This window comes from Gemmobacter sp. (assembly GCF_046292685.1).
Taxonomy (GTDB): domain Bacteria; phylum Pseudomonadota; class Alphaproteobacteria; order Rhodobacterales; family Rhodobacteraceae; genus Wagnerdoeblera.
This window is the reverse complement of record NZ_JBKBQM010000020.1, coordinates 40,532-48,190: the sequence shown is the minus strand read 5'-3', so window position 1 is coordinate 48,190 and position 7,659 is coordinate 40,532. Positions and strand designations below refer to the sequence as shown.

Genomic DNA, 7,659 nt, shown 5'->3' with positions numbered 1-7,659 from the left:
CCGAGCGAACCGTTGCGGCCCTCTGGGACGCCATCGGACGGCTCGTCGATCTCATCACCCCCGGGGAGAGCGCCAACTTCTTCACCGCAGCAGCCTATGAACCACAATGATCGGGAAACGCTCTACTACGACGGCGCACCGCTGCCGCGCATCCTGTCGCTGGCCGGCGGGGGCGCCGCTGTCTATGGCGGGCCGGTGGTCTACATCGGCACGCTATCCAAGGAATTGGCTCCCGGGCTGCGCATCGGCTGGGTGATCGCCGCGCCCAGACTGATTGCGGCGCTGACCACGGCCAAGCAGGGCTCCGACATGTGCACCTCGGGCCTGTCGCAGCAGATCGCGCTGCTTGCGCTGCAATCGGGCCTGGCCGACGCGATTCTGCCCGAAATCCTCTCGCTGTACCGCGCCCGGCGCGATGCGCTGCTCGCGGCGATGGACCGCCGCCTGTCGCACCGCCTGACCTGGGAGGTGCCGTCGGGCGGCATGTTCGTCTGGGCCACGGCGCGGGACGATGCGCTGAACACCGACCGGCTGTTGCAAACTGCGCTGGATCACAGGGTCTGCATCACGCCCGGCTCGGTCTTCGACCCCGCAGGCCAGGACCGGCACTCGATCCGCATCAACTTCACCCGCAACCCGCCGGACCGGCTGGAAGAAGGAACAAGGAGCCCTGCGCGCGCCATCGAGGCCACGCTGCAATCGCCGGATGCTGGCTGAGGTGGTACCGCCTCCCCGGCTCGAACGGGGGACCCCCAGATCCACAATCTGGTGCTCTAACCAACTGAGCTAAGGCGGCACTGGCGGCGGTTTAGCGCCGCCCAATTCCGATTGCAAGCAGGTTTGGCGGCTAAAGTTCGCGTACCCAGATCTGCGACACGACCTGCTGCCCGAAGGATCGGCACGCCTGCGCCGAGTCAAGCCGAAAACCGTTGCGCGCATAAAGCCGCCCCGCCGCCCGGTGGCTTTCATGCGTCCAAAGCCGCATCCGCCGGTATCCGGCCGCGCTCGCGCTCGGCATCGTGCCCGGCCAGCCCCCCCCCACGATCTCGCGCACCAGCACCGGAAAGCTGTCGTCGCCCCCCTCGTCGCGCGCATAACGCACACCGTGCCGCTCGACCAGCCAGTCGGCATCTTCCGGGATGAACAGGCGGAACTCGGGCCACATGCCCGGCATCCAGCCATGCCGCCCGCCGCTTGTCCAGCCGCACTTGCACAGCACCCGCAGGAAGGCTAACCCGGACCCGGTTGCAGGAGGATCCCATGGGCATCGACACACCAAGCGACATCGCCGCCAATCTTCAGATCGGCCCGACCACCGAAGGCATGGTCCGCATCTATGTCGAGGCCGAAGGCATCGACCTGCCGCTCGATTTCGACCCCGAAGAGGCCGAGGAAATCGCCGAGGAACTGCGCGCCGCCGCCGAGGCCGCGCGCCGCATCGCCGACAGCGCACCCCCCCGCGGCAAGGGCGGCAAAGGCGGCAAGCGCGGCTGACCGCCCCTTTCACCTTGACCGAAATATCCTCGGGGGGTGAATGGCCCGGCACGGGCCAGAGGGGGGCAGACAGCCCCCCTGCCCCGCCAGCCGCTACCCTTCGATCAAGGCAAAGCGGTCCACATCCACCATGCCGCGATCGGTGATCTTCAGGTGCGGAATCACCGGCAGCGCCAGAAAGGCCAGCTGCAGGAACGGCTCCTCCAGCACCACCCCCAGCGACCGTGCGGCCGCGCGCAAGGCGACCAGGCTCTGGTGCACCCGCTCGAAGGGTTCCAGGCTCATCAACCCCGCCACCGGCAGCGCCAGTTCCGCAAGCACCGCCCCGTCCTTCACCACCACGAACCCGCCTTCGATCTGGCCCAGCCGGTTCGCCGCCAGCGCCATGTCGGCGTAATCCGCCCCCACCACCGCGATGTTGTGATGGTCGTGGCACACGGTCGAGGCAATCGCCCCGGCCTGCATCCCGAAGCCGCGCACGAAACCGTTGGCGATGTTGCCGTTGACCCCGTGCCGCTCGATCACCGCGATCCGCATCAGGTCGCGCGCGGGGTCCGGGCGGCGGTCGCCATCGACGGCCGGCACCCGCTCGCGCAGATGTTCGGTCAGGATCTTGCCGGGCCAGATGCCGATCACCGGCACCTCGTCGCGGTTGCCGGTGTGGCGGAAATCCTGCGCCGTCACCGCGCGCGCCTTCACCGACTGGCGCGCCACCGGGGCCACGCTGCCGCGCGCGGCAAAGGCCGCATCCGCCACCACCACGCCGCCGCACAGCACCAGATCGGCGCGGCAATCCTCCAGCCGGTCCATCGCCACGATGTCGGCCCGCTTGCCGGGGGCGATCTGGCCGCGGTCCTTCAACCCGAAGGCCTCGGCCGCCGACAGGCTGGCCGCGCGATACACCGCCAGCACCGGGCGCCCCAGCGCGATCAGCGACCGGATCATGTGGTCCAGATGCCCGTGTTCGGCAATGTCCAACGGGTTGCGGTCATCGGTGCACAGGCACATGTAGGGGCTGGTCGCCACATCCAGCACCGGCGCCAGCGCCACCATGTCCTTGCTGACCGAGCCTTCGCGGATCAGCACCCGCAGGCCCCGCTGCAACTTTTCCGTCGCCTCGGCAGCACCCGTCGCCTCGTGCTCGGTGCGGATGCCGGCGGAGACATAGGCGTTCAGATCGCGCCCCGACAGCAAGGGCGCGTGCCCGTCGATATGCCGGCCGCGGAACGCCTCCAGCTTGGCCATGCAGCCGGGGTCTTCGTGGATCACGCCGGGGTAATTCATGAACTCGGCCAGCCCGATCACCTTCGGGTGGTCCATCAGCGGCACAAGGTCCGCCGCCTCGATCCGCGCACCGGCGGTTTCCATCGGGCTGGACGGCACGCAGGACGACAGGTTGACCCGGATGTCCATCACCGTATGGCCTGCGGCATCGAGGAAATAGCGGATGCCCGGCACGCCGGCGACGTTGGCGATCTCGTGCGGGTCGCAGATGGCGGTGGTCACCCCGCGCGGCGCCACGCAGCGGTCGAACTCGAACGGGGTGACCAGCGAGGATTCGATGTGCAGATGCGTGTCGATGAAACCCGGCACCAGCACCTTGCCCGCCACGTCGATCTCGCGCAGGCCCTGATAGGTATGCCCTATACCCACGATGGTATCGCCGCAAATCGCCACATCGCCCGGGATCAGGGCACCGGTCACCACGCAGAACACCGTGCCGCCCTTCAGCACCAGATCGGCCGGTTCGGTGCCCCGCCCTTGCCGGATGCGGCGGTTCAGATCGCTCATGTCAACCTCCAGCCAGGGCCGCGCGCAACCGCGCGAGCCGTTCCGCGTTGACCCCCCAGTCGCCTTGCCCGAACCGGGCGCGCGAGAAGACGGCCACCGTTTCCTGCCCCGCGCCATCCGGCAGGATGCGCAACGAGACATAGTCGGGGTATCCCATCAGCCGCGAGCGTTGCACCCAGGTCACCCAGCCTTCGGCCGGCGCACCGGCCAGCACCCGCACCCGCGGCTCGGCGGCCAGAAAGGCCGCGACCTTCGGCGCAAGGCTGCCTGCCGGGGCCACGATCTCGCCCGGGGCGATGCGGGCCCAGTTGGGCGTAACAGGGTCGGGCGCCGTCACCGGGTCCACGTGCCAGACCGCCGGGTCCGATGGCGCCACCCGCACCCAGACCAGGATCCCCGCCAGCAATATCGCCAGCGCCACCAGCAGGTTCAGCACCTTCTTCACCCTTTTCTCCGCGTCCAGCCGTAAAGGCAGATCAGTTCGGTGGCGACATGCGCCGCGGCGACGGCGGTGATGTTGCCGTGGTCGAAGGGCGGCGAAACCTCGACCACGTCGGCACCCGCAAGGTCGATTCCCGCCAGATCGCGCAGGATCGCCGCCGCCTGCCAGCTGGCCAGCCCGCCCCAGACCGGCGTGCCCGTGCCCGGGGCAAAGGCCGGGTCCAGCGCGTCGATGTCGAAGCTGATGTAGCAGCGCGCGTCGCCCACCCGCGCCTTGATCTGCGCGGCCACCCAGGCGGCGCCCCGCTCATGCGCCGTCCGCGCATCGATGAAGGCCACACCGCAATAGTCGTCGCATTCGGTGCGGATTCCCACCTGAATGCTGCGGCCGGGGTCGATCAACCCTTCCTTCACCGCCTTGTAGGTCCAGGTGCCATGATCGATCCGCCCGGGGTCGTCGTCGCGCCACAGGTCGGAATGCGCGTCGAACTGCACCAGGGCCAGGGGCCCGAACCGTTCGGCATAGGCGCGCAGGATCGGCAGGCTTACGAAATGGTCCCCCCCCAGCGCGATGGTGCCCGCACCTTGCCCGAGGATCCCGCGGACATGCGCGGTCAGCGCCGCCGGAAACTCCGCCACCCTTGCATAGTCAAAGGCCAGGTCGCCGCAATCGGCGATCGCCAGCTCCTCGAGCGGCGAATAGCCCCAGCCATAAGGTGGATCGAAGGCTTGCAGCGCACTGGCCTCGCGGATCGCGCGCGGGCCGAAGCGCGGGCCGGTGCGGTGCGTCACCGCCTGGTCGAAGGGCACGCCGGTGATCGCCAGGTCCACACCGCGCAAGTCCTTGGTGTAGCGGCGGCGCAGAAAGCTCGGGGCACCGCCGAAGGCATTCTCGAAGGCCAGACCGCGCAGATCGTCGCGGGTGAACGCCAGATCGACCTGCGATTTCGCATCTTCCAGTGCCAAGGCGCCCTCCGGCTTCGTCCGCTCTGCCCGTGGTTATCGCCCGCGACCGGCGCCCTGTAAATGCCTTGCCGGCCGGCAAATGCGTGCCCGCAGCGTCGGCGCCGGGGGTTTTTCAAGGGGGCCTTGCCGCCCCCTTGAAGCGGGGGTGCGGGGGCGGCAGCCCCCGCGCGCCGCTCAGCGCTGCACGGTCACCTTGACCATGCGGTCGGGGTTGCGCACCGCCCCCGACTGGCCGGCACCGCGCTTGATGCGGTCCACCACATCCATGCCCGAAACGACCTGCCCCACCACGGTATAGTCGCCGTTCAGGAAATGCCCCGGCGCGAACATGATGAAGAACTGGCTGTTGGCGCTGTCGGGGTTTTGCGCCCGCGCCATGCCGACCACGCCCCGGTCGAAGGGCGCGGCGGAAAACTCGGCCTTGAGGTCGGGCAAGGCCGACCCTCCCATGCCGGCACGCGACAGGTCGCTGCCCTTGCCGAACTCCACATCGCCGGTCTGGGCCATGAAGCCTTCGATCACGCGGTGGAACACCACGCCGTCATAGGCACCCTGCTCGGCCAGGGTCACGATGCGCTCGACGTGACGGGGGGCCAGATCGTCGCGCAGCTCGATCACCACGGTGCCGTTGGCCTCGCCCGCCACCTCGATGGCGATCCTCGGGCCCGCCACCGCCGCCCCGGCACCGAGTGCCAGGATGGCCAGGGTTGCCAGCAGCTTACGCATCGGCCGCCACCCGCACCTTCAGCATCCGGTCCGGGTTCGCCGGCGGCTCGCCGCGCACGATCCGGTCCACATGCTCCATGCCGGAAATCACCCGCCCGTAAACGGTATACTGCCCGTTCAGGAAATGGTTGTCCTTGAAGTTGATGAAGAACTGGCTGTTCGCGCTGTTGGGGTTCGACGACCGCGCCGCCCCCAGCGTGCCGCGGTCGTGCGGCAGCTTGGAAAACTCGGCCGGCAGGTCGGGCAGGTCGCTGCCGCCGGTGCCCGCGCGGCGGATGTTGAAGGCCGGGCTGTTCGCGTTGCCGTTTTCCACATCGCCGGTCTGGGCCATGAAGCCTTCGATCACGCGGTGGAACACCACCCCGTCATAGGCCCCGGCGCGCGCCAGCGCCTTCATCCGCTCGGAATGCCTGGGCGCCACGTCGGGCAGCAGCGCAATCACCACGTCGCCATCCTTGAGCGTGACGATGATGGTGTTTTCGGGATCGGTGATTTCGGCCATGACTGCCTCCTTGTCTGACGTCGCGCGAACTTAGGGGCAAGCCGGCCGCAAGAAAAGGCCAAAGCGGTTGACGCCGCCGTGATCCCTTGGGAAACCGAAGGCGCAAGCGACGGAGGATTCCCGATGGCGTGGAAGACGCTCGACGACATGGACCTGAAAGGCAAGGTGGTGCTGATCCGGGTCGACATCAACGTTCCGGTGGAAAATGGCCGCGTCACCGATGCCACGCGGATCGAAAAGATCGTGCCGACCGTGGCCGATGTGGTCAGCCGCGGCGGCAAGCCGGTGTTGCTGGCGCATTTAGACCGGCCCAAGGGCAAGGTCGTGCCGGAAATGTCGCTGCGCCAGGTGCTGCCGGCGCTGAAATCGGCGCTGGCCGGCCGCCGTGTGCTGTTCGCCGACGACTGCATCGGTGCCCCGGCCAAGCAGGCGGTGGCGGCGATGGAACGGGGCGATGTGCTGCTGCTGGAGAACACCCGCTTTCACCCGGGCGAGGAAAAGAACGACCCGATGATGGCGGCCAGCCTTGCAGCCCTGGGCGACATCTATGTGAACGATGCCTTTTCGGCCGCGCACCGCGCGCATGCCAGCACCGAAGGCATCGCGCGGCTGCTGCCCGCCTGCGCCGGCCGCCTGATGCAGGCCGAGCTGAAGGCGCTGGAGGCCGCCCTGGGCAAGCCGGTGCGCCCGGTGGTGGCGGTGGTCGGCGGGGCCAAGGTCTCGACCAAGCTCGACCTGCTGGGCAATCTCGTGGGCAAGGTCGAACATCTGGTGATCGGTGGCGGCATGGCCAACACCTTCCTCGTGGCCCAGGGGCTGGAGGTCGGGCGCAGCCTGGCCGAACGCGACATGGCCGAAACCGCGCGCGGCATCCTGGCCAAGGCCCGGGCGGCGGGCTGCACCATCCACCTGCCGGCCGATGTGGTGATCGCGCGCGAATTCAAGGCCCAGGCCGCGAACGAGGTGGTGGCCGCCACGGCCTGCCCGCCCGATGCCATGATCCTCGACGCCGGGCCGCAGGCCGTGGCCAACATCGCCCGCGTGTTCGAAACCTGCCGCACGCTGATCTGGAACGGCCCCCTGGGCGCCTTCGAGCTGGAGCCCTTCGATGCCGCCACCAACGCCGCCGCGCGCAAGGCGGCGGAGCTGACGGCCGCGGGCAAGCTCGTGTCGGTGGCCGGCGGCGGCGACACGGTGGCGGCGCTGAACAAGGCCGGGGCGGCCTCCGGGTTCAGCTACATTTCCACCGCCGGGGGCGCCTTCCTGGAATGGATGGAAGGCAAGGCCCTGCCGGGGGTCGAGGCGCTGAACCAGTGAGCGCCAAGGAGCTGATCGCGCGGTTGGGGCTGGCCCCCCACCCCGAAGGCGGCTGGTACCGCGAAACCTGGGCCGGCCCCGGCGACGACCGGCCCAGCGGCACCGCCATCCTGTTCCTGTTGCAGGCCGGCGAGGTCAGCCACTGGCACAGGGTCGATGCCGCCGAAATCTGGCTGTTCCACGCCGGGGTGCCGCTGATCCTGTCCACCGCCGAAACCGCGGCGGGGCCGGCGCAGGATCGCACCCTGGGCCCCGACGTGCTGGCCGGCCAGCACCCGCAGCTGATCGTGCCGCCCGATCACTGGCAGGCGGCGCGCAGCACCGGCGAATGGACGCTGGTGTCCTGCACCGTCTCGCCGGGGTTCCGCTTTGCCGGGTTCACCCTGGCCCCGCCCGGCTTCGACATTCCCCGCGCCTGAAAG

At 69.2% G+C, this 7,659-nt stretch carries 10 protein-coding genes and 1 tRNA gene; 4 read left to right on the top strand and 7 right to left on the bottom strand.

All coding sequences use genetic code 11. From position 1 onward, the window contains the following. The first annotated feature begins 96 nt into the window (after nt 1-96). Nucleotides 97-717 (top strand): aminotransferase class I/II-fold pyridoxal phosphate-dependent enzyme, encoded by a 621-nt coding sequence (locus ACK4S2_RS07810; RefSeq protein WP_409622523.1) that lies wholly within the window; start codon nt 97-99, stop codon nt 715-717. Between the two features lie 2 nt (nt 718-719). Here the strand turns inward: ACK4S2_RS07810 and ACK4S2_RS07805 are convergent. After that, a tRNA-His gene (locus tag ACK4S2_RS07805) sits at nt 720-796 on the bottom strand. A 51-nt stretch (nt 797-847) separates the two neighbouring features. Further along, a complete protein-coding gene (locus ACK4S2_RS07800) occupies nt 848-1,165 on the bottom strand; it encodes a hypothetical protein (RefSeq protein ID WP_409622521.1) in 318 nt (105 codons plus the stop codon). Nucleotides 1,166-1,260: 95 nt separating this feature from the next. Between ACK4S2_RS07800 and ACK4S2_RS07795 the strand changes: the two genes are divergently transcribed. Then, complete coding sequence (locus tag ACK4S2_RS07795) at nt 1,261-1,494, top strand: DUF6324 family protein (RefSeq protein WP_409622518.1); 234 nt, start codon at nt 1,261-1,263, stop codon at nt 1,492-1,494. A gap of 93 nt (nt 1,495-1,587) precedes the next feature. On the opposite strand, the gene ade is transcribed toward ACK4S2_RS07795, so the two are convergent. The 5 genes from ade to ACK4S2_RS07770 all read right to left on the bottom strand — a co-directional run bounded on the left by ade (nt 1,588) and on the right by ACK4S2_RS07770 (nt 5,920). Beyond that, nucleotides 1,588-3,285, bottom strand: coding sequence for an adenine deaminase (gene ade, locus ACK4S2_RS07790; protein WP_409622515.1), 1,698 nt, complete (start codon nt 3,283-3,285; stop codon nt 1,588-1,590). Nucleotide 3,286: 1 nt separating this feature from the next. Then, nucleotides 3,287-3,730: a DUF1499 domain-containing protein gene (locus ACK4S2_RS07785; RefSeq protein ID WP_409622512.1), complete on the bottom strand. Its 444-nt coding sequence runs from the start codon at nt 3,728-3,730 to the stop codon at nt 3,287-3,289. Further along, nucleotides 3,727-4,692: an agmatinase gene (gene speB / locus ACK4S2_RS07780; RefSeq protein WP_409622509.1), complete on the bottom strand. Its 966-nt coding sequence runs from the start codon at nt 4,690-4,692 to the stop codon at nt 3,727-3,729. The genes ACK4S2_RS07785 and speB overlap by 4 nt, the downstream gene beginning before the upstream one ends. A 174-nt stretch (nt 4,693-4,866) precedes the next feature. Further along, on the bottom strand, nt 4,867-5,418 hold the full coding sequence (locus ACK4S2_RS07775) for a peptidylprolyl isomerase (protein ID WP_409622507.1): 552 nt from the start codon (nt 5,416-5,418) through the stop codon (nt 4,867-4,869). Then, entirely contained in the window at nt 5,411-5,920 is a 510-nt protein-coding gene (locus ACK4S2_RS07770; RefSeq protein ID WP_409622504.1) for a peptidylprolyl isomerase, read from the bottom strand. The genes ACK4S2_RS07775 and ACK4S2_RS07770 overlap by 8 nt, the downstream gene beginning before the upstream one ends. A 123-nt stretch (nt 5,921-6,043) precedes the next feature. On the opposite strand from ACK4S2_RS07770, the gene ACK4S2_RS07765 reads away from it, so the two are divergent. Both ACK4S2_RS07765 and ACK4S2_RS07760 read left to right on the top strand, forming a co-directional pair. Further along, a complete protein-coding gene (locus ACK4S2_RS07765; RefSeq protein ID WP_409622501.1) occupies nt 6,044-7,237 on the top strand; it encodes a phosphoglycerate kinase in 1,194 nt (397 codons plus the stop codon). After that, nucleotides 7,234-7,656, top strand: a complete 423-nt coding sequence (locus ACK4S2_RS07760) for a cupin domain-containing protein (RefSeq protein WP_409622498.1) — start codon at nt 7,234-7,236, stop codon at nt 7,654-7,656. The genes ACK4S2_RS07765 and ACK4S2_RS07760 overlap by 4 nt, the downstream gene beginning before the upstream one ends. Nucleotides 7,657-7,659: the final 3 nt, after the last annotated feature.

Excerpts from the sequence above, each read along its gene's own strand:
- ACK4S2_RS07810 (WP_409622523.1), top strand. The coding sequence starts at position 97 with ATGAACCACAATGATCGGGAAACGCTCTACTACGACGGCGCACCGCTG.
- ACK4S2_RS07800 (WP_409622521.1), bottom strand. The coding sequence starts at position 1,165 with ATGTGGCCCGAGTTCCGCCTGTTCATCCCGGAAGATGCCGACTGGCTG.
- ACK4S2_RS07795 (WP_409622518.1), top strand. The coding sequence starts at position 1,261 with ATGGGCATCGACACACCAAGCGACATCGCCGCCAATCTTCAGATCGGC.
- ade (WP_409622515.1), bottom strand. The coding sequence starts at position 3,285 with ATGAGCGATCTGAACCGCCGCATCCGGCAAGGGCGGGGCACCGAACCG.
- ACK4S2_RS07775 (WP_409622507.1), bottom strand. The coding sequence starts at position 5,418 with ATGCGTAAGCTGCTGGCAACCCTGGCCATCCTGGCACTCGGTGCCGGG.
- ACK4S2_RS07770 (WP_409622504.1), bottom strand. The coding sequence starts at position 5,920 with ATGGCCGAAATCACCGATCCCGAAAACACCATCATCGTCACGCTCAAG.
- ACK4S2_RS07765 (WP_409622501.1), top strand. The coding sequence starts at position 6,044 with ATGGCGTGGAAGACGCTCGACGACATGGACCTGAAAGGCAAGGTGGTG.